Origin of the sequence: Rothia sp. HMSC066G07, assembly GCF_001814485.1 — a bacterium.
Taxonomy (GTDB): Bacteria; Actinomycetota; Actinomycetes; order Actinomycetales; family Micrococcaceae; genus Rothia.
Genome location: NZ_KV816913.1, coordinates 42,183 through 63,985 on the forward strand (window position 1 = coordinate 42,183; position 21,803 = coordinate 63,985).

At 57.0% G+C, this 21,803-nt stretch carries 14 protein-coding genes and 1 tRNA gene; 14 read left to right on the top strand and 1 reads right to left on the bottom strand.

The window, feature by feature from the left end; all coding sequences use genetic code 11:
* Positions 1–571 precede the first annotated feature (571 nt).
* Complete coding sequence (locus tag HMPREF2971_RS00270) at positions 572–2,377, top strand: ATP-binding cassette domain-containing protein (RefSeq protein WP_070690518.1); 1,806 nt, start codon at positions 572–574, stop codon at positions 2,375–2,377.
* A gap of 152 nt (positions 2,378–2,529) precedes the next feature.
* On the opposite strand, the gene HMPREF2971_RS00275 is transcribed toward HMPREF2971_RS00270, so the two are convergent.
* The gene (locus HMPREF2971_RS00275; protein WP_005507370.1) at positions 2,530–3,153 is read right to left on the bottom strand and encodes a superoxide dismutase; all 624 of its coding nucleotides are present in this window, start codon (positions 3,151–3,153) and stop codon (positions 2,530–2,532) included.
* Positions 3,154–4,643: 1,490 nt separating this feature from the next.
* Between HMPREF2971_RS00275 and HMPREF2971_RS00280 the strand changes: the two genes are divergently transcribed.
* The 13 genes from HMPREF2971_RS00280 to HMPREF2971_RS00340 all read left to right on the top strand — a co-directional run bounded on the left by HMPREF2971_RS00280 (position 4,644) and on the right by HMPREF2971_RS00340 (position 21,797).
* Positions 4,644–5,195, top strand: coding sequence for a MarR family winged helix-turn-helix transcriptional regulator (locus HMPREF2971_RS00280; RefSeq protein ID WP_080975570.1), 552 nt, complete (start codon positions 4,644–4,646; stop codon positions 5,193–5,195).
* 515 nt (positions 5,196–5,710) lie between these two features.
* On the top strand, positions 5,711–6,235 hold the full coding sequence (locus HMPREF2971_RS00285) for a ferritin (protein ID WP_049363751.1): 525 nt from the start codon (positions 5,711–5,713) through the stop codon (positions 6,233–6,235).
* 232 nt (positions 6,236–6,467) lie between these two features.
* Positions 6,468–7,820: a Na+/H+ antiporter NhaA gene (nhaA, locus tag HMPREF2971_RS00290; RefSeq protein WP_049360713.1), complete on the top strand. Its 1,353-nt coding sequence runs from the start codon at positions 6,468–6,470 to the stop codon at positions 7,818–7,820.
* Between the two features lie 144 nt (positions 7,821–7,964).
* Positions 7,965–11,222 carry a bifunctional lysylphosphatidylglycerol synthetase/lysine--tRNA ligase LysX gene (gene lysX, locus HMPREF2971_RS00295; RefSeq protein ID WP_070690520.1) on the top strand — a complete coding sequence of 1,086 codons (3,258 nt, stop codon included), beginning with the start codon at positions 7,965–7,967 and terminating at the stop codon, positions 11,220–11,222.
* A 336-nt stretch (positions 11,223–11,558) separates the two neighbouring features.
* Complete coding sequence (locus HMPREF2971_RS00300) at positions 11,559–13,121, top strand: alanine/glycine:cation symporter family protein (protein WP_070690524.1); 1,563 nt, start codon at positions 11,559–11,561, stop codon at positions 13,119–13,121.
* Positions 13,122–13,315: 194 nt separating this feature from the next.
* Positions 13,316–13,603: a PLDc N-terminal domain-containing protein gene (locus HMPREF2971_RS00305; protein ID WP_070690527.1), complete on the top strand. Its 288-nt coding sequence runs from the start codon at positions 13,316–13,318 to the stop codon at positions 13,601–13,603.
* A 142-nt stretch (positions 13,604–13,745) separates the two neighbouring features.
* A tRNA-Leu gene (locus HMPREF2971_RS00310) sits at positions 13,746–13,832 on the top strand.
* Between the two features lie 228 nt (positions 13,833–14,060).
* Positions 14,061–14,927: an FhaA domain-containing protein gene (locus tag HMPREF2971_RS00315; RefSeq protein ID WP_070690530.1), complete on the top strand. Its 867-nt coding sequence runs from the start codon at positions 14,061–14,063 to the stop codon at positions 14,925–14,927.
* A complete protein-coding gene (locus HMPREF2971_RS00320; protein WP_049357192.1) occupies positions 14,927–15,391 on the top strand; it encodes an FHA domain-containing protein FhaB/FipA in 465 nt (154 codons plus the stop codon). The genes HMPREF2971_RS00315 and HMPREF2971_RS00320 overlap by 1 nt, the downstream gene beginning before the upstream one ends.
* A 3-nt stretch (positions 15,392–15,394) precedes the next feature.
* A complete protein-coding gene (locus tag HMPREF2971_RS00325; RefSeq protein ID WP_049341960.1) occupies positions 15,395–17,158 on the top strand; it encodes a PP2C family protein-serine/threonine phosphatase in 1,764 nt (587 codons plus the stop codon).
* Positions 17,151–18,611 carry an FtsW/RodA/SpoVE family cell cycle protein gene (locus HMPREF2971_RS00330; RefSeq protein ID WP_005507381.1) on the top strand — a complete coding sequence of 487 codons (1,461 nt, stop codon included), beginning with the start codon at positions 17,151–17,153 and terminating at the stop codon, positions 18,609–18,611. Before HMPREF2971_RS00325 ends, HMPREF2971_RS00330 begins: the two co-directional genes overlap by 8 nt.
* Entirely contained in the window at positions 18,604–20,043 is a 1,440-nt protein-coding gene (locus tag HMPREF2971_RS00335; protein ID WP_049345751.1) for a peptidoglycan D,D-transpeptidase FtsI family protein, read from the top strand. The genes HMPREF2971_RS00330 and HMPREF2971_RS00335 overlap by 8 nt, the downstream gene beginning before the upstream one ends.
* Positions 20,040–21,797: a protein kinase domain-containing protein gene (locus HMPREF2971_RS00340; RefSeq protein WP_070505496.1), complete on the top strand. Its 1,758-nt coding sequence runs from the start codon at positions 20,040–20,042 to the stop codon at positions 21,795–21,797. Before HMPREF2971_RS00335 ends, HMPREF2971_RS00340 begins: the two co-directional genes overlap by 4 nt.
* Positions 21,798–21,803: the final 6 nt, after the last annotated feature.

Sequence of the window (21,803 nt, forward strand, 5' to 3'; positions counted from 1 at the left end):
AATGCCTAAGATCTAATGCTTCAAAGGAGGGGCGGCACCGAATGGTGTCGCCCCTCCTTTTGCGTTCTCTAGGGGATATCGGTACTTGTCAGAAGGTTTTGCGGGAGGATGTTTGACTCAGCACCCGCACGCTCCCTATACTTGAACCATCAGCTCTCTATCCGCGCTACCCCACCGTGGGGGTAGCTGGCGGAGCTGAACGTATCGTTTGACCGAAGCCACCCAAGGCGCGACCGGGGCGGTATTCGGAATCTAGGAGGCATCAAAGAAATGACCCACCGAGCATAAGCCCGGACTCAGAAGAATTTTTTGCGCGCTCACGCAGCAGCTTTATAGGCACAGCCATATAGTCGCTTTATCCTGCGTATTTCTGTCAGCGCGCATACACCCGGGCATAGGTCTATCCACCGTTACGCTCGGGTTTTTTCGCGCCCTTTTCGGGGCGAGCCTCTTACTGCCGCGCACTCAGCGCAGGTAGCCAAACCGCCGGCACACTGCCACAACGCACTACCGTCGGGCCTTGAGGGTACCCGAGCATCCATGACTCGCGTCTATGATTCAAGGAGCTCGTATGACACACGCACTTCAGCCGCAGGCAATCTTTCCCCGTTCCGCTTCTTCCCGCGATGCCCGTTCACATGCCGCTTCCCATGCGGCGGCGCACGTTAGCATCGCCCACCTACACTTTGCGCACCCGAGCCAGCCCCCACTGTTTGTGGACCTTTCGGCAGTATTTTCTGCGCCACTCACCGGGCTTATCGGCGATAACGGCGCCGGAAAAACTACCCTCTTCAGACTTATTCATGGCGACATAAACCCTAGTCAAGGCACAATCAGCACCCCACCGCACATAGCGTACCTACCGCAAGATTTAGGGTTGAGTGGGCATCAGCATCTTGCCGATATTTTTGGAATTACAAAAATACTGCAGGCGCTTGATGCGCTGGAATCGGGCGAATATTCCCCCAGCCTTTACGACACCATAGGCGACGCCTGGGATATTGAAGAACGCACCCTCGTAGCCCTTGCCGAACATGGTTTTGGTCCTGCCCTCACTACGACCGATACACAGGCCCGTCGCAACCTTCTGATGCGTCCCCTTAGCACCTTTTCAGGTGGTCAGACGGTCACAGCCGCACTCACCGCGCTTCTGTATTCAGACCCAGAGTTCATTCTGCTGGATGAGCCCACAAATAATCTGGATTCTTCGGCGAAGAATCGGCTTTATACGGCTCTTGAAACCCTCACCTGCCCGGCGCTCATTATCAGCCACGACCGCGATCTGCTGGAGCACGTGAACGTGATTGCCGAGCTTCACGCCGACCGCCAGGGGCTGGCGCATCTGCGCCTTTTCGAGGGTAACTACAGCACCTACCGGCAGGCGCTGGACACCGAGCAGCAGGCGGCTCAGCGTCGCGTAACCGAGGCGAAGAACCGGGTGCGTTCTGCGCACCGTGAGTGGGTGCATGCGCAGGAGATTATCTCGAAGAACATGGCGCAGGTGTGGAAAGATGACCAGCCGGATACGATTCTTGCCCTCGCCAAGGACGCCTCACGGCAGGCGGCGGTGAAGCTTCGCGGTCTGCGCATCGGCAAGCAGGAGCAGGCTCAGGAGGCGTATCAGAAGGCTCAGGAGCAGGTGCGGGCACAGGAGAAAATCTATGCAGAGCTGAGCCAGCAGCCCCTGCCCGCGGGACGTAAGGTGCTGGAGCTGAGCAGGGTTGATAGCCACCCAGTTTCACGTGAAACATTTGCCGTTCAGCAACCCACCAAGGTTGATTCTCTGCATTTTTCGCCCGCAGAGGCTGATAGCGAGAGCCAACAGGGAACCCCTGCGGAGCACCCCGAACACCTGATTCTCAGCGGCCCCGAGCATCTGCGCATCACCGGTGCGAACGGCAGCGGCAAGACCACCCTCCTTGAGGCAATTGCCCACGCAAAAGACCCGGAGTACCGCTCCCCCGTGCAGCCCGCCTACCGGGTCGACTATTGCCTCGAGGGGGCGTACATTCCGCAGCGCATCACCCTCGACCCGCAGCTCACCCTCCTACAGAGCGTGCAGCGGGCAAACCCCGGAGTGAGCGAGCAGCATCTGCGTGACCAGTTGGCGCGCCTGCTTTTCCGCCGCGAGAGCGTGCACCATAAGACCGGTGAGCTCTCCGGTGGTGAGCGTTTCCGCGCGGCGGTGGCGCAGGTGCTTCTGGCCGACCCGGTGCCGCAACTTCTCATGCTGGATGAGCCGACGAATAACCTCGATATTTCTTCGGTGGATTGGCTGGTGCAGGCACTCGAAGCCTACACCGGTGCGCTCATCGTGGTGAGCCATGATGAGGATTTCTGCCGCCGCATCCGCATTGACCGCACGATGGCGCTCTAACTAGGGTTCCGTCTAAGGTTCCGAACCCAACCCCGCGGGTGCTACCCGGGGCTTAACGAACGGGTGCCCGGCACCTCCGAATATTGGAGGCGCCGGGCACCCGTTTCAGTTACCTCACCGCGGCTACGTCACCGCGCTGACGAAAACTTAGATTAGAGGACCAGGCCCTTGGTCTGGGACACTGCGCGCTCGAAGCGAGCCTGAACGTCAGCCCAGTTCACAATGTTCCAGAATGCCTTGACGTACTCGCCCTTGACGTTCTGGTAGTCCAGGTAGAATGCGTGCTCCCACATGTCCAGCTGCAGAACGGGAATCAGTGCAACGGAGATGTTGCCCTGCTGGTCGTAAAGCTGCTCGATGATGAGGCGCTTGCCAACGGTGTCCCATGCGAGGATTGCCCAGCCGGAGCCCTGAATGGTCAGTGCAACGTTGGTGAAGTGCTCACGGAACTTGTCGAAGGAGCCGAAGAACTCGTCGATTGCCGCTGCCAGCTCGCCGGTGGGCTTGTCGCCGCCCTCGGGGGACAGGTTGTTCCAGAAGATGGAGTGGTTGGTGTGGCCACCCAGGTTGAACGCCAGGTCCTTGGAGAGCTTGGAGACGTTGCCGTACGCACCGTTCTCGCGTGCCTCTTCGAGCTGCTCAAGAGCTGCGTTAGCACCTGCAACGTATGCTGCGTGGTGCTTGTCGTGGTGCAGCTCCATGATCTTTGCGGAGATGTGGGGCTCGAGCGCCGCGTAGTCGTAGGGAAGCTCGGGGAGAGTGTACTTTTCAGCCATGATGATGCCTTTCATTAGAAAACTTGGCTCGTATTAAAGATTACCAGCGTAGCGTTTACTTTACTTTTCACGAGTTGGGAGGCGTCACATGTGCGCACCAACCCGCACGAGCCTGTGGATTTTAGGCGGAGACTTTTCCCCACACCTGTGGATAACCCTGTATATCAACAGGCTTTTCAGGCTCGGCACCCTATTCTGCCTTGAAATAACAGGGTATGCACTCATGTGAATAACAGTGCTGTAAGTTCTCCACACTGTGGATAACCCCTGTGGATAACACCTCTTTTTGGGGATGTGCGGGGGAAAAACTGCAGAATTTTCGCCCTCACTCGGGGCATTTTTCCTTCTACTAGCCAAAATTTTGGACGCCAACAGGGGCGCTGAGCGGTCTTATACACCTCTTTTACGCCGGAGGCGGTGGATTAAGTGCACAGGGTTATCCACAGGTGTGGAAAATCTGGCGTTCCGCGAATTTAAAGGTGAAAAGGTCTTCTGTTTAAGAACTTGCCCTCGGTTTTAACGGCTGTGAAAGCCTGTAATTACAAGAATTTTTCTGCAGAGCTCTTAAATTGTGCCCGTGGCGAGCCTCGATTCCGCTCCACCAAATCACACGAGCGTAAGTTCTCCACACTGTGGATAACCCCTGTGGATAACACTCCTGGCACGATACGGCACGACAATACCGCAGGTACGCAGTGTAGCCAGGCGGCGTAGCCACACTTGTATAGCTACATAACAGCACAGGTGTTTGCGCCTCCTCGTATGCTCCTCCCCCGGCTCGTACAGCGCTCTTGCTGATGCCGATATGAGGGTAAAGAAAAAGAGCACCCGACCATTGGATGCTCTTAGAGTGAGTTGATAGAAATTTGAGTTAAAAAGATACGGTACGGAATGCAGCCCAACCACGAACTGCACCCGCACCGCACATCCGTCGGTAGAAATACGAGTTACTCGTACACCGACGACAATCACCGATAAATAGAGAGTCGAACCTATCGAAGCGAGCTTCCGGTCTCGCCTCGGAGGCTTCCTTCGACCCCGTTATGTAATTAGTGTACACGGTTTCATTACGGTTGCAAAGCCAAAACCGAGATTTTTTTAAAATTTTTGTTACCGTTTCGTTATTTTTCGACCTCGGAACACTCTTTGCCGGCCCGAGAATTTTCTTCCACCACCCAAAAAACCCTGATATTCCGCGGAAGTTGGCATTATGCACGGAGGTGCTTCTTGGTATGGTCTCGTCTATACTTGTACCAGAAATCTTTTTAAATATGTCGCATATCACTTGCTTACCCTGGGTATTTGCAGTCACCGCGTGCAAAAAGATACCCCTAGCACCCCTCAAAAAATTAGCACCAAAGTGTCAACCATTACTTGACCGTACCAATTTTGAGTCACCTAGTCAGACCTTTCGCTACAATGGGTGCCAACACGCCACTTCTCTCTTTATTTAAGAGAGCTCCATATCCGATAAAAGAGGAACCAATCTCGTGTCCATACCAACCACGTCTGCGCAGCAGCCGGAGAATGCCTCGCACAGCGAATCCACCCAGTGGCTCTCCCCGCAAGAGCGAGAAGGCTGGCTCTTTATCAGCTCCATCATCTTCAGCCTCACCCGCAAGCTAGAGAATCAGCTACAGACCGAGGCTGGCATTAGCTTTGTTGAATACATGGTGCTCGCAATGCTCTCCGAGTCCAAGGATCATTCCCTGACCATGACCGAGCTGGCAATCACTACGAACACTCTTCCCGCACGCCTCTCACGAGTCGTAGCGCGTTTGGAGAAGGATGGATACGTCCGCCGTTCCCTCAGTGCTGAAGACCGCCGTGTGAGCATCTGCCACCTGCTCCCCGCAGGCGAGCAGAAGATCCAGGAAGTCGCACCCAGCCATGTTGGCGAAGTACGCCGCCAAATTTTCGATCACCTCACCCCCGAGCAGGTTGAGCAGCTTGCCGAGATCGGTAAGGCTGTTCTGGGTGATACTCCTTCAAACGTCATCTCGATTGATGCACTGCAGCGTGGGGAATACCCCGCACACTAACCTCCTCCACCCCACAGAGGGATGAGAGTTGAGAGAACCAGAGATAAGGCACATTCCCCACCGGGAACGTGCCTTATCTCTTTAAAGGTGCGCGCAGAACAACCTTTACGGAGGCGGTTGGGGGCGCATCGGGGTTCTGGCCACACCAGTTTCGCCGCATTTTCGAGAGATTTTTAAGATTTTTTTTGCGCCCTCTAGCCCCGTGCGCGGGCACCCAACATGGTGTCTCTATGTTTACCTTGAACCGTAGGGTTTGTGGTTTTTAAACCCGCTGTCTATCCCCGTTAAACCGCGAAATCTCAAGGAAACACACCCAATACCACTCAATCCAAAGAGAGTATTCAGGGCATCCACACTAAGGGTTATGGCGACAATATGTCAGGGGTACCTCATCTACCCCACCGATTAGCCTTTTCTCTCTGTACACGCCCCAGAGCACCCCGTACGATAAATATCAACAGGTTGCACCGCGCCATCCGGCGCCCAAGAGCAATCACCATATAAGGAGAAACCATATGTCTAAGTCTTTCTACGACCTTCTGAACGAGCAGATCGGCCACGAGTTCGCTGCATCTCACCAGTACCTGTCCATGGCTATCTGGCTCGACGGTGAGGATCTGCCCCAGCTGGCTAAGTTCTTCTACCGCCAGTCCCTCGAAGAGCGCGAGCACGCACTCATGATGGTTCAGTACAAGCTGGACCGTGGCCACAAGGTTGAGATTCCCTCCGTTCCCGCTGTCAAGAACGACTTCGAGAACGTTCAGGAAATCGTCGACATGTCCCTGGCACAGGAGAAGGTCGTCACCGGTCAGATCGAGGCACTGTTCTCCGCAGCACGCGCTGAGAACTACGCACTGGGCGAGCAGTTCATCCTCTGGTTCCTGAAGGAGCAGGTCGAGGAAGTCGCCACCATGGAAACCCTCGTGACCGTCGTAAAGCGCGCCAACGGCAACCTCTTCGACCTGGAGAACTACGTTGCACGCGAGCTGGCAGACGACCACGGCCAGGAGTCCGGCGCACCCGCAATCGCTGGTTCCTAATCTCTCGTTTGACGGCTAGGCACCTAGTCGACCACGCAGAATATTAAAACGTTCCGCCCTTCCCACGCACCGTGGGGAGGGCGGAACGTTTATGCATATAAACCACGAAAAATCATTGCAGCGCACCGTCCAGGAGCTAAAAGCCGCCAGCGGGTACTCGAATACTCATACAGCGCAGAGTAAACTTAAAAGCCTTAGACGCCGCAGAATACCGCGGCAGAAAGAGGAGAGAATGACTCACACCAACCCAGATACCCTCAGCCGCGGCTCCTATAGCAACTCACGCCGCGTAGCCGATATTCTGCGTGCAGAAACCGTCGGCGGTACCGTGCTTCTGATCGCAACGGTGCTGGCAGTAGTACTCGCCAACACCCCCGCATCCACCTTCTACTTTGGTCTGCGAGACACCGTTGTTGGCCCGGTCATCCCCGGCTTCAACCACCTGCAGATGAGCATCGGCACCTGGGCAGCAGACGGTCTGCTCGTAGTCTTCTTCTTCCTCACCGGTCTGGAGCTGAAGAAAGAATTCGTGATCGGTGACCTCAAGTCGCCGTCCACCGCTATTGTGCCGATTGCGGCTGCTTTCGGTGGCGTTGCGGTGCCCGCAATTATCTACACAGCCTTTAACCTCGGTAACCCCACCGCTCTGCACGGTTGGGCTATCCCCACCGCAACCGATATCGCGTTCGCGGTGTCTGTTCTCGCCGCCGTGGGTACTTTCCTCCCCTCGGCGATGCGCGTCTTCCTGCTGACCCTGGCTGTGGTCGACGACCTGATCGCAATCTGCATTATCGCAATCTTCTACACCAATAACTTCCATGGCGAGTACCTGCTCTTCGCGCTCATTCCCCTCGCTCTTTTCGCGTTCATTGCCTACCGCGGTGAGACTATGTTGCATCTGAAGCCGCTGGCTGCCTGGCTGCTGCTTCTGCCCCTGGGTATTATCACCTGGGCGCTCTTCCTTGAGTCCGGTATTCACGCGACCATTTCCGGTGTGGTTCTGGGCTTCCTGGTGCCGGTGAAGATGTCCGCTCGCTCTGAGGCGGCGCAGGCTGAGCACGGTCTTGCGGAGGTGCTGGAGCACCGCTTCCGTCCCCTCTCTACCGGCATCTGCGTGCCCATCTTCGCGTTCTTCAGCGCGGGTGTGGCTGTGGGCGGTTTTGAAGGCCTCGGACGCGCCCTCACCGACTCCGTGGCGGTCGGCATTATGGTTGCGCTAGTTGCCGGTAAGACCATCGGTATTTTCGGCACCACCTGGCTCGTGACCCGCTTCAAGAACGCTAACCTCGACCCGGATATCGCCTGGATTGACGTGGTCGGTCTGGCTGCAACCGGTGGTATCGGTTTCACCGTGTCCCTGCTGGTGGCTGAGCTCTCCTTCCCGCACGGTTCCCCGCACACCGAAGACGCAAAGATTGCGATTCTCGTCGGCTCTGTTCTGGCTGCCATTGTGGGTGCGGCTATCCTGTCTCGCCGCAACAAGCACTACCGCGCCCTAGCCGAGAAGGAAACCGTGGATGCTGACGACAATGGCATCCCCGATGTCTTCGAGGGCACCTACCGTGACCCGAAGGCTGAAGCCTAGCCAGATTCTTTAGGTCCAATACCTTCTCTACACCCCGATTCCTCGCTGATCATGATGTCTCACCGCACTACCTCACGTCGCCGTACAGCACGAGCAGGGCAGGCGCCTGCGCCTCCCTCAAGGTATGCAGAGATATCAGCACGCGTGGTTATCGGGGTGTATTCTTTTGCCGCGCTTCTGACCACGTTTGCGTGGGTTATCTCTCCTCTGCGGCGCGGTCGCGGCTTCACCTGGTGGGAAGTCACCGCTGACCTGCTGAATATTCCCTCCACGCATACTCTGCCCAGCGCCATTACGATGATTGTGCTGGTTTCCGGACTGATTGTGCGCAAGCGCGCTGCCCTCATTGCAGCCATCGTTTTCCAGGTGCTGGGCGCACTGATTGCGACCCATAGCGCTTTCACGCTGGCGTTCCCCGCGGGGATTATGCCGAAGGACCGTATTTTCTCCTCGACGGTCGATACTCTCTCCATCGTGTTTGCGTGTGTGCTGGTGCCGTTCCTTTTCTCGATTCGTTCAGCGTTCCCGGCGCGCATTGGTCGCCTCTCGTGGGTGGGTGCGGCATTGACGGCTGTTGGCGGTATCCTGCTGACTACCCTGGTGCTCTGGTACCTCTGCCACATTGGTGTGTGGGAGCCGTTGCGTTTCATCACCCCGTGGGAGCTACTCATGCACGGCATGGGTATTGAGCGTACGCATCCTGGTGTTTGGGCTGCCGATGTGGTGGCTTTCTTAGCGTCGTTTGGTTACGGTGCTTCGCTGGTTGCGGCGCTGTACCTGTTGGCGCGCGGCTACCGTGCCCCGGACGCCTGGACCGGTGAGAAGGAGCTGAAGATTCGCGCTCTGCTGCAGCAGTATGGCGCCAATGATTCACTCTCCTATTTTTCGACGCGCCGCGATAAGCAGGTGATTTTCTCTCCGGATCAGAGGGCGGCGATTACGTACCGTTCGGTGGGTTCGGTGTGCTTGGCGTCGAGTGACCCGGTGGGTGACCCCGATTCGTGGGATGCCGCGATCGAGCAGTGGATGCTACAGGCACGTAGTTACGGTTGGGTTCCTGCGGCGCTGAGCGTGAGTGAGGCGGGTGCGCGCGCCTATAACCGGGCGGGTCTGTCGATTATTCAGATGGGTGAGGAGGCGGTCCTTGAGGCGGATCGTTTCACGCTCAATGACACGTCGATGTTGCCGGTGCGTCAGGCGGTTCAGCGTGTGCGCCGCGGCGGGTATACAGTGCAGATCCGCCGTTTTTCAGAGTTGAACGAGCAGCAGCGTCAGCAGGTTGCGGAGAATATTTCTGCGTGGCGTCATGGGCGTGTGGAGCGCGGTTTTTCGATGGCTCTGAATCGTGTGAATGATCCGGCGGATTCTTCCTCTCTGCTGGTTTCGACTCATGACGAGGCAGGTCGAATGGTGGCTCTGCTGTCGTTCGTACCGTGGGGCCCCACCGGGCTGTCTCTAGATGTTATGCGCCGCTCCCCTGATGCCCCTAATGGTGTGGTGGAGTTTATGGTGGCGTCGCTCATGGAGCAGGCGGCGGCGCTGGGTGTACGTCGGGTGTCGCTGAATTTTGCGATGTTTGGCCATATTTTTGAGGCTGCGGATCAGGTGGGTGCGTCGGCGTGGAACCGTTTCGCATCCCGTTCTTTGGGTGTGCTGGATCGTTTTCTGCAGTTGCGCCGCCTGTATCGTTTCAATCTGAAGTTTGCCCCGCTGTGGGTTCCTCGTTATGTGGCGACGGAGCCGACGTTGGCGATGGTGAATGTTGTGTTTGCTGCGGGCATGGCGGAGGGTTTCTTGCCAAATCTGTCGGCGCGCCGTTTGCAGGATCAGGAGCAGCATCTTTCTGCAGGTGAGTTGGAGGCTCTTCACCAGATGCAGCTCGCTACTGTGGAAGAGCTTCCTGAGGTGTCGCGTAGCGATCAGACTCAGCATCGTCTGCGCCATCTGGAAGCACTGCGTGCGGCGGGTATGGAGCCGTATCCGCTGGGCGGTGAAAAGGCTGGTACTGCTGCCTCTGTGCTGGGTGTCAAGGATGCTCTGCGTATATTCTCTTCTGAAAATATTCCAGATTCGGAATTCATGGTTTCGGGGCGTGTTCGCGCGCTTCGCAACCACGGTGGAGTTCTCTTTGTGACTCTTATTGAAGGTGACAAAACCCTGCAGGTCATCATGGAACGCAGCCTGGTGGGTGAGCGTCTGCTGAACCTCGCTGCACACGCCCTGGATACCGGCGACATCATCACTGTGCGGGGCACCTACGGGGCGAGCCGTAACGGCACTGAATCACTGATTGCTTCCTCCTGGCACATGGCGTCGAAGAGTCTGCACCCCATCCCCTTCGACTCCTTTACTGACCCGGAGGCGCGTCTGCGTCGCCGTTCCACGGACCTATTGGTGCATCCGGATCAGATGCAGAATCTGCGTCTGCGCACCGCGGTCATTAAGGCGTTGCGTGCCCGCCTAGATGCGGAGGGTTTCCTTGAGGTGGAGACCCCGATTCTGCATACGGTGCACGGTGGCGCGAGCGCGCGTCCATTCCGCACGTATATCAACGCCTATGGTGAGGATTTGACGCTGCGTATTGCGCCGGAGCTGTACCTGAAGCGTCTGGTGGTGGGCGGTAGCGGTCCGGTGTATGAGTTGGGTCGTGATTTCCGTAATGAGGGTGCTGATGCGACCCATAACCCGGAGTTTACGGTGCTTGAGGCGTATCGTCCGTATGCGGATTATGTGCAGATGCGGCAGTTGACGGAGCGTCTGATTAAGGATGCCGCCCGGGCGGTTTTTGGTTCGGTGTCTTTGCCGCTGGGGCATAAGGCTTCGAGCGAGCGCACGGTGTCTGATGTGTCGGGTCCGTGGCGTGTGGTGTCGGTGTGTGATGCCCTGTCGGAGGCGCTGGGTCGCCGAGTGGATGTGCAGACGGATTTTGAGGAGCTGCTGGCTTTGGCGCAGCAGCACGGTGTGCGTGTTCATGAGGGTATGGGTCCGGGTGCCATCGTTGAGGAGCTGTATGGTGAGCTGGTTGAGGCACATACGGTGGAGCCGACGTTCTATACGGATTTCCCTGCCGAGACGAGTCCGCTTGCGGCACCGCATCGTAGTGTTCCAGGTTTGGCGGAGCGTTGGGATTTGGTGATCAACGGCATGGAGATGGGCTGTGCTTATTCTGAGTTGGCTGATCCGCTGGTGCAGCGTGAGCGTTTGACGGAGCAGTCATTGAAGGCGGCTTCGGGTGATCTGGAGGCGATGGAGGTGGACGAGGATTTCCTGTACGCCTTGGAGACGGGTATGCCGCCGACGGGTGGTTTGGGTCTGGGTGTGGACCGTTTGGTGATGCTGTTGGCTCAGACGCAGATTCGTGGGGTGTTGTCGTTCCCGTTTGTGAAGCCTGAGCGTTCATAGCCCGGCCGACACCCCCGTTTATTCGCTAAGCCCGGTGCGAGGTTTTGTACCTTGTGCCGGGCTTTTTGTGCCCGCCCCACTAGTATTGGTGGAACCCTCACGGAGCCTATATTTACTCTGCCCATATATTAAGTATTCGTTACATTTTGCGTTTGACCCTTTTTTAAGTTGCTCCGTGAGGGTTGCGCGTCCCACAATGGGGTGACTAATCATGCGGAGCGTATATTGGCTCCGCTGCGCGGCGTGAGTCCGCACCACCCAGCAATGTAGCCCACACGCTGTCCGTCTTCCGGGTTTGAGCGTGCGGGCTTTTTGCTTTCAAGATTGGAGTGCCGAGTGGATTTTCTTCTGAATATCATCGGGGACATTAATACGCATACTGCGGGGCTGACTTCCACCGTGGATGCCGTGCAGAACTGGATGTGGAGTAATTTCCTCTACTACGCTCTGATCGCGGCTGGTCTGTACATTACGATCCGTACTCGCGGTGTGCAGTGGCGTTCCATTAAGGAAATGGTCCGTGTCCTGGGTGACCCGGTTGCTCGTGAGGCTGACGGTAAGAAGAGCATTTCTTCGTTCCGTGCGTTTACTGTTTCGGCTGCTTCTCGTGTGGGTACCGGTACTGTTGCGGGTGTTGCTTTGGCTATTGCTATGGGCGGCCCGGGTGCTGTGTTCTGGATGTGGGTTATTGCTGCTGTTGGTGCGGCTTCTGCTTTCGCGGAGTCCCTTCTGGGTCAGCTGTACAAGGAGCGCGGTAAGGATTCCTACATTGGTGGTCCGGCGTACTACATGAAGCGCGGTCTGAATGCTCCGTGGATGGGTTACATCTTCGTGGCGTTCATTGTGATCACTTACGCGTTTGTGTTTGTCGCAGTTCAGACGAATGCTGTGGTGGATGCTGCGGCGAACTCGTTCAGCATTGATGTTTCGGGTACTAACTCGATGGGCTTCCGCATCACTATTGGTCTGATTATGGTGGCGCTGACTGCGGCTATTATTTTCGGTGGTATTCGCGCGATTTCTTCGGTGACTGAGTGGCTGGTGCCGATTATGGCGGTGCTGTATCTGTTGCTGGGTCTGCTGGTTGTTCTGCTGAACATCACTGAGGTCCCGAACATGCTGCTGATGATTTTCCAAGGTGCTTTCGGCATTAAGGAGTTCGTGACCGGCGGTACCATGGGCGCCGTGATTTGGGGTATGAAGCGTGGCCTGCTGACTAATGAGGCAGGTATGGGTACTGCTCCGAACGCTGGCGCGACCGCTACTATTTCTCACCCGGCTAAGCAGGGTTACGTGCAGACTCTGGGTGTTTACTTTGACACCATGATGGCGTGTACTGTGACTGCGTTTATTGTTCTGCTGTCGAACCCGACCTATGGTGATCGTTCTCGTGGTGCGTCGCTGACTCAGTCGGCGCTGGCTATGCAGCTCGGTGACTGGGCGGTTCACTTCTTGACGATTGCGATTTTCATGTTTGCGTTCTCGACTGTGATTGGTAACTACTACTACGGTGAGTCGAATATGCGTTTCGTGACTGAGCGTAAGCTGCCGATGACTATTTTCCGCGTGCTGGTTCTGATGTTCGTGTTCTTCGGCGCGATTTCTTCGCTGGATCTGGTGTGGACTACCGCGGATATGCTGAATGCCGGCATGGTGATTGTGAACTTGACGGCTGTGCTGCTGCTGACCCCAAAGGTGGTTGCGGTCTTGAAGAATTACGAGGCTCAGCGTAAGGCTGGTTTGGAACCGATTTTCAAGGCTTCGGATATGCCGGAGATTAAGAATCTGGCGGCGTGGGATGGTACCGATGCGGTGACTACCCGCGAGTTCTGGGCTGAGTATGATGCGAAGACTGCTGAGCGTCGTGCTGCGAAGAAGGCTAAGAAGGCTAGCCGCTAGTTTGTGAGCTACACGCAGGTTTCTGTGTAAGGCTTTGTGGAGGGTCCGTCCTGCTGTGTGCGGGGCGGACCCTTTTACACGCCCGAGGGGCGTGCGGATGGCGTGCCTGCCAGCGCACGTTCTGGGTGCGTCCTAATGCATATCCCGGGGCGTGTCCGGGGTCTGTATGCTTAGGGAGGATGTTAGGAGGACTTATGGCTTGGAATGCTGTATTGGAGCTGGTGGTCACCATCGTGTTTCTGGCTGGTATTGTACTGGCACTGCTGTGCTTGGTGACGATTCATCGGAATCCGTATTTTTCTGAGGTGCAGAAGTTGAAGTGGCTTCTGCTGGTGTTGTGCTTGCCGTATGTGGGTCCGGTGACGTGGTTGTTGCGTGCGCGTCTGGAACGCATTGATCGGGAGCGTACTGAGCAGGAACGCGGAGCGCAGGCTTCTGCGGCTGCTTCCGATACTGCAACTTCCGAGGGGGGTGGCTGGTAACGGCTCGGAGGCTCTTCCTGAGCCCCCACCACCACCTCCACATAACACAAGTAACGAAGGTCACACCATCTCAATTGGACAGCACCGCATGCAGTCCGTATAGTTTTATGTGTTGCCTGCGGTGATACACCGTAAGACACATGCGCGAGTGGCGGAATAGGCAGACGCGCACGGTTCAGGTCCGTGTGCCCGTGAGGGCGTGGGGGTTCAACTCCCCCCTCGCGCACCAACGATCCCCGGTTCGAAAGAACCGGGGATTTTTTCATATCCATAACCATTTCCCCGCTAAATGACGGGGTTCCAGAGCGATGACGAGTGCATCACCTAAAATAGAATCGGGTGTGTTCATTCACAGGACACACAGCTAACGCACAGACACGCTCGTTAAACTGAGCCTTTCGGATAAAGACCGTTTACGCGGTCTGTTGCTCGGAATGGTCGTTGAGAAGGAGGCGGCATGAAGTTTTTCGACAAGCTGGGCAAGCTGGAGCAAGGCATCGGTCGCACTGTCGGCCTTTCCAAGGGCTTCGGCACCTTTGCGAAGGCGGATGTCGCTAACCGCGTCCGCATCATGATGGATGACGAGTCCTACGTGGACGGCAGCGGTCGCACCATGGCTCCTAATGTCTACACTCTGCGTTTCGCGCCGGTCGATTTCCCGCGCGTGCGCGAGTGGGGCAACCCGTTCGCTGTTGAGCTGTGCGATTTGGCGATTTCGCACGCCCGCGCGCAGGGTTACACCCTCATTGGCGCGGTTCGCGTGACCTTCAATGTTCTTGATTCTCTCTCTGAGGGCGAGTTTGAGGTTGTTGCGACTTTCGAGCCGTTCTCTGTGCCGGAGGCTCCGGCGTCCCCGTCTTTGCGTGGTGCTACTAACTATGCGCCGGTGCGTCCGCCGCGCGAGTCTTCTTTGCCGACCCGCATTACGAAGCCGGCTGCTCAGCCGGCGCAGCCCGCACCGAGCCCTGCGCCTCAGCAGGTTCCTGCGGCGCGCCCGAACATGCCTGTAGCACCCCCGGCAACGGCTGCACCCCGTTTCTTCTTGGAGATTGAGGGCCGCATGCACCCGGTGAGCCACCTGCCGTTTGTGCTGGGTCGCGGTTCTGATGCTGATCTTCGCCTGGACGATAAGGGCGTTTCTCGCCGTCACCTGCAGCTTTCGATGCAGGGTGGTGCGGTGGTCGCCTCCGATATGGGTTCTACCAACGGCACGTTGATTAACGGTGCGCCTCTGCGTGCGCCGGTGGTGCTGGCGAACGGTTCGCTGCTTCGCATGGGTAATACCCGCATCATCTTCCATAGTTCGACCGGAGGTGTCCGTTAATGGCGTCTGAATTGACCGTTACTATCCTTCGTTACGCTTTTCTGGCTCTGATTTGGTTCTTTGTTTTCCTGGTGGTTTCGGCGGCTCGCCGTGACCTGGGTTTGGGCAAGAACTATCGTGCGGCACCGGTTGATGCGGTTCCGGAGGCTACCCATATTGCGCCTCCGCCGACTCGCCCTTCGCAGCTTGTGATTACTGCCGGTGCGCAGGCTGGCGCCATGATGCAGCTGGGCGACCAGCCGATTACTATTGGCCGCGCTAATGACATTGAGGTGTCCCTGCAGGATGATTACGCCTCGGGCCGCCATGCGCGTCTGTTCCCTCAGGGTTCCCGTTGGTTCCTGGAGGATTTGAATTCTACTAATGGTACGTTCGTCAATGGCGAGCGTCTGACTCGTGCGACCCCGATTGAGCCCGGTGATGATTTCCGCGTTGGCGGTACCACCATGCAGTTGAGGGGCTAGTGTATGAAGATTGCTTTTCGTTTTGAGGCCCGCTCTGATACGGGTCTGAAACGCTCGAAGAATGATGACTCCGGCTACGGTGGTCGTTTCCTTGCGGTCGTTGCTGACGGCATGGGCGGTCACGTGGGCGGCGATGTCGCGTCGGCTACGACGGTTCTGAATCTGACTCCGCTTGATCACCCTGATTTTGAGGATGGTACCGGCAGCGTTTACCTGGCTGATGAGATTCAGAGCGCGAACCTGATTATTAATGAGCTGGCGGCAAATGATCCGCAGCTGGCGGGTATGGGTACGACCTGTACTGCCCTGCTGATTGACGGTGACTGCATTGAGTTCGCCCATATTGGTGACTCGCGTGCGTATCGTCTGCGTCCGGGTGCTGATGGCGAGTTTGAGCAGATTTCTACTGACCATACGTTTGTGCAGCGCCTGCTCAATGAGGGTCGTATTACCCCGCAGGAGGCGGAGAACCACCCGCATAAGAACGTGATTATGCGCGTTCTGGGTGATGTTGACGCGTCCCCTGAGCTGGAGTTGAAGACTCTGGACGCTGTTCCCGGCGAGCGCTGGGTGCTCTCTTCGGATGGTTTGGATGCTGTGGTGTCCCTGTCGGAGATTGAGCAGGTCATGCGTTCTACCGATGACCTGTCTGAGATTGCTGACACTCTGATTGCGATGACCTTGGAGCGTGGCGCTCCGGACAATGTCACGGTTGTGTCTCTGCAGGTGATTGACCGTGAGGTTCTGCCGGTGGATGAGCCGGTGGGTCCTTCGAGCCTGCCTGAGTCTGCTCTGCCTGATTCGATTGTGGCGGAGCAGGAGGTCAGCACGAACACTCAGAAGCTTCCCGAGGTTGCTGCCACGGCTGAAGCTGCTGAGGCTTTTTTGGGTGCGCACCATGATGAGGACTCTGAGGAGCATCATCGTCGGTCGTTGCGCCGTTTCCGTCGTGCTCGTGACTTCTCTGGCACCCTGTTGCACAGCGGTTCTGGGGCGGTTCGTCACCATATCGGTACGTACGATAACGCCGTGGATGCGGCTCTTACGAACGCTGCGATTTTGCGTAGCGAGTTGGGTTCCCGCCCGCATCAGCTGGTTGGTGCCGCTTCGGTGGCTACTGAGACCGGCATGATTCCGGCGGTGACTTCTCGTACCCTGGAGCATCGTGCGACGGTGGCTCAGCGTGTGCCGTTGAAGGTTGAGTCTGATGAGGCGGCCCTGCCGGCTGAGCTGGAGGAGCTGATTGCTGAGGACACTGAGGAGCGTTCGCGTCCGAGGTCGTGGCCGATTCGCCTGTTTATTACTCTGCTGGTTGCGGCTGTTTTGACGTTGGCTGCGTGGACCGGTCTGCGTTATGTAGAGCGTAGCTACTATGTGGGTGAGAGTGACGGCACGGTTGCGGTGTACAACGGTATTCCGCATGCGTTGGGCCCGATTCGCCTTTCTCACGTGGTGGAGAATACCGATATTCCTACGAGTGAGCTGAGCGATCATACGCGTTCTTTGTTGCGTAATGCGATTACGGCGAAGGACCTGGATGATGCGCACCAGATTGTGTCTCGTTTGAAGACTCAGGCGGATCAGACGCGTGAGAAGGCTGAGCAGGCTGCAGCGTCTGCCTCGGCTTCCGCTTCCGCTTCCCCGAGCTCTGCGGCACCCAGTGAGGCTCCGAGCTCTGAAGCACCGGGCTCTGATTCGGCATCCCCGGCTCCTGAGCAGGCTTCTTCGGAGGCTCCTGCTGCGGTAGGCGGTGAGAATAATGGCTAAGTTCTCGTTCCGTCGTGAGTCGGATGCGCCTCGTGCACGCCGTTTCACGGAGCTTTTCCTGCTGGTTTTGGCGGTGGGTATCAGCTCGTTCGGCATGTATCTGATTGATCCGGAGCATGCTTTTGATACGTCGAAGAGCCAGTGGTTGCCGTGCACGGTGGTGCTGGGTGCCGGTGCTCTTCTGATTCACCTAGTCATGCAGTTCCGCGCACGTTATGCTGATCCGTTTATTCTGCCGCTGGTGGTGGCGCTGAACGGTATTGGTTTGACCATGATTTATCGTCTGGACCCGCAGATTGCGGCGCCGGTGGGTGATGGTCAGCTGATGTGGACCGGCGTGTCTATGGTGCTGTGCGCGATTATCGTGTTCGTGCTCAGGGATTACCGTCTGCTACGTAAGGTCACGTACACCTCGCTGGTGTTGTCGATGATTCTGCTCATCATGCCGCTGGTTCCGGGTCTGGGTATGGAGCTTAATGGTGCTCGTATTTGGATTCATATCGGTAACCGCACGTTCCAGCCGGGTGAGGTCGCGAAGATTACTTTGGCGATTTTCTTCGCCGGCTATTTGGCGACGCACCGTGACCTGATTCTGGTGGCTGGCCGCCGTATTGGTCCGATTAATCTGCCGCGTCTGCGTGATTTGGCGCCGGTGTTCTTGGCGTGGATTGTGAGCCTGGGTGTTCTGGTGTTCCAGAAGGACCTTGGTTCGGCAATCATGTTCTTTGGTCTGTTCATGGCGATGCTGTACCTGTCGACCGGTCGTATTTCGTGGCTGGTGGTTGCGGGTATCGGTATGGCTGTGGGTGGCTATTTCGCGTACCACTATGTCTCGCACGTGCACGCCCGTATTTATGCGTGGGTGCATGCTTTTGATCCGGAGATTTACCAGGCGTCTCCTGGCGGTTCGGGTCAGATTCTGCAGGGCGTTTTCGGCCTGGCTTATGGCGGTCTTTTTGGCCGCGGTTGGGGTCAGGGCCGCGCGAACCTCGTCCCGTACGCTAACTCGGACATGATTATTTCCTCGTTGGGTGAGGAGCTGGGCCTGGTTGGTCTGGGCGCGATCCTGATGATGTTCATGCTCCTGGTTTCGCGCGGTTACCGTGCGGCGTTGGGTACTCGTGATGGTTTCGGTAAGCTGCTGGCTGCTGGCCTGTCTACGGTCATGGTTCTGCAGCTGTTCGTGGTGATTGGTGGCGTGACTCGCTTGATTCCGCTGACTGGTCTGACGACTCCTTTCATGTCTGCCGGTGGCTCCTCGTTGGTGGCTAACTGGATTATTGTGGCGCTGTGGCTGTCGATTTCTCATAGTGCCCGCGCACCTCACCTGGTGGCTGGTTATGATGCTCCGCAGGGTATTGACCATGCGGACACTAGCTACGAGCCGGAGGGTGCTACTAGCGTTCTGGCGCGTATTACGGCTAAGGATTCTGGAGGTGAGAAGAATGGATAGGGCTATTCGCCGCATGTGGATGTCTGCCGCGTGCGTGTTTGTCCTGCTGATGGGTACCCTCAGCTATATTCAGTTCTTCGATTCGAAGACGCTGATGAATAATCAGTGGAATTCTCGAGCGCTCTACGACAATTACGGTTCGGCACGTGGTTCGATTGTGGTTGATGGTACGGAGATTGCTTCGTCGGTGAAGTCTGATGATGAGTACAACTACCAGCGTGTGTATAACCACCCGCTTAAGTATGCGGCTCTGACCGGTTATTTCTCCACGATTTATGGCGCGACCGGTTTGGAAGCTGCTATGGATAAGGAGCTTGCCGGCACGAGCGATAGCCAGTTCTACGACCGTGTGGCGCAGCTGTTCAGTGGTTCTTCTGCGCAGGGCGCTAGCGTGGAGCTGACGATTAATTCGAAGCTTCAGGATATTGCCTATAACGCGTTGCAGGGCCGTAAGGGTGCTGTGGTGGCGTTGAACCCGAAGACTGGTGAGATTCTGGCGATGGCTTCTTCGCCGTCCTATGATCCGAATCTTCTGTCGTCTCATACGAGCTCTTCGGTGTTGGCAAATTACCAGGCTCTGACTTCTGATGAGGACAGCCCCCTGTTTAACCGTGCGATTGCGGGTAACACCTATTCGCCGGGTTCGACCTTCAAGATTATTGATGCGGTGGCGGCGCTGGAGTCCGGCAAGTACAACGCATCTTCGGTCATTGCGAACCCCGCGCAGTTGCCGCTGCCGGGCACGAACATCAGCCTGCCGAACTATACGGGCGGTCAGTGTTCGACCCGCACTCAGGTGACGATTGAGTGGGCTTTGGCTCAGTCCTGTAATACGCCGTTTGCGCAGATTGCGATGGATTTGGGTCAGGAGCGTATCGCGAAGACCGCTGAGAATTTTGGTTACGGCCAGGATTTGAAGATTCCGTTGACGGTTTCTAAGTCGTCTTTCCCGTCGAATCTGACGCAGAGCCAGCTGGCCCAGTCGGCGATTGGTCAGTACGACGTGAAGACCACTCCGCTGCAGGTGGCGATGACTTCTGCAGCGATTGCAAATGGCGGCGTGCAGATGAAGCCGAACCTGATTCGTTCGGTGAAGACCAGCAACCTGAGCACTTTGCAGGAGTTCTCTCCTGAGAAGCTGCGTACGTCCACTAGCCCTGAAATTGCTAACCAGGTGAAGCAGTGGATGGTGAATGCGGTTGATAATGGTATTGCACGTAATGCTGGTGTCTCCGGTGTGAAGGTGGCGGGTAAGACCGGTACCGCGGAGACCACGGCAGGTTTGAATAATTCTTGGTTTACCGGTTTCGCGCCGGCTGATGATCCTCAGATTGCGATTGCTGTGGTTTATGAGGATATTGACGTGGCGACCGGTGCCCAGTTGGCAACCAGTACTAGTAAGCAACTCTTTGAGGCGGTGTTGAACAAGTGAGGCCTGCGGCTGATATCACTTTGGGCGGGCGCTACACCCTAACCGAACGTATCGCGATTGGCGGTATGGGCGAGGTGTGGAAAGCTCGCGACAAGGTGCTTGGACGCATCGTTGCGGTCAAGATCCTCAAAGAGGAGTACACCGGTGACCCGGGCTTCTTGGAGCGTTTCCGCGCTGAGGCCCGTAATACGGCGCTGCTGAACCACCCCGGCGTAGCGAACGTTTTCGACTACGGCGAGGAGGACAACTCCGCGTACCTGGTCATGGAGCTGGTGCCGGGTAATCCGCTCTCGAGCATTATCGAGCACGAGACTACCTTGCCGCCCGATCGTATTCTGAACTTCATTGCTCAGACCGCTCGCGCGTTGGCTGCGGCTCATTCGCAGGGTCTGGTGCATCGTGACGTGAAGCCGGGTAACCTGATCATCACTCCGGATGACCGTGTGAAGGTGACCGATTTCGGTATTGCTCGTCTGGCTAACCAGGTGCCGTTGACGGCTACCGGCCAGGTGATGGGCACTGCCCAGTATTTGGCGCCGGAACAGGCAACCGGTCAGGCGGCTACCGCGTCTTCGGATATGTACTCGTTGGGCATTATTGGTTATGAGTGCTTGGTGGGTCGTCGTCCGTTTACGGGTGAGTCGCAGATTGCGATTGCTTTGGCTCAGGTGAATGATCCGCCGCCGCCGCTTCCGGAGACCATCCCGGCTCCTGCTCGTGCGCTCATCATGTGCTTGTTGGCGAAGGACCCGGCTCAGCGTCCTAAGGATGCGACCGCTCTGGCTTCTGCGGTGGATGCGATTCGTCGCCGCGATCTGAAGGCAGCGGTGAAGGCTGTTCCTCCGCTGGCGCAGTTCTTGGCTGAGGAGAATGCTGACGACGGTACTGTCGCGATGACCGCTATGGATGTTGCGGCTGAGCCGATTAGTGCTTCTGCTACTCCGCGTTTTGGTTCTGGTGGTCGTTTCTCGCCGGAGCCGACGACGGCGCCTATTCCTCGTACGGGTGCGCAGACCATGCGTCCAGCTTCGGGTCGTGTGAAGGCTGCTGTTGCCCCTCCGGCTAAGCGTGGATCGAACGTGTGGATGTGGGTTGCTCTGCTTCTGGCAATCGTGCTGATTGCTGGCGGTATTTGGACGGTCCTCTCCTCCAATAGTGGTGGCGGTTCGACTGATCCGGTTCCGAGCGCTTCTTCGTCTGTTGTTCCGACGAACACGGGTACCGTTTCGACGGTGGAGCCGACTGAGTCTGCTTCTGCCCGTGCTGCAAAGCAGAAGGTGACCATCAACGCGATTAACTATGAGGGTCGTGAACTGCAGGATGCGGTGAACGAGCTGAAGAACCTTGGCTTGTCCCCCAAGACTGAGGGTGTTGAGTCTACTCAGCCGGAGAACACGGTGATTTCGGTTTCTCCGACGGGTACTTTGGAGCAGGGTAATAGCGTGACTGTTCGCTATTCCACCGGTCCGAAGTCGGTGACTTTGCCGTCGAACCTTGAGGGTAAGAACGTTGATGAGGCGTCGAAGGCTGTTGCCGCTCTGGGTGTGAATGTTTCTCTGCATTATGAGAATTCGGACACGGCGGCCCCCGGTACGGTGCTTCGTACTACCCCCTCATCTGGCACCAAGGTCACGGTTGGTAGTAATGTAGACATGTATGTGGCCTCTTCCAGTTCGGGTAGGGGTTCGAGTGCGAGCGCTTCTGCTGCACCGTCTGCGTCGGCTTCTGCTTCCGCTTCTGCGTCGGCGCGTTAGCCCCTA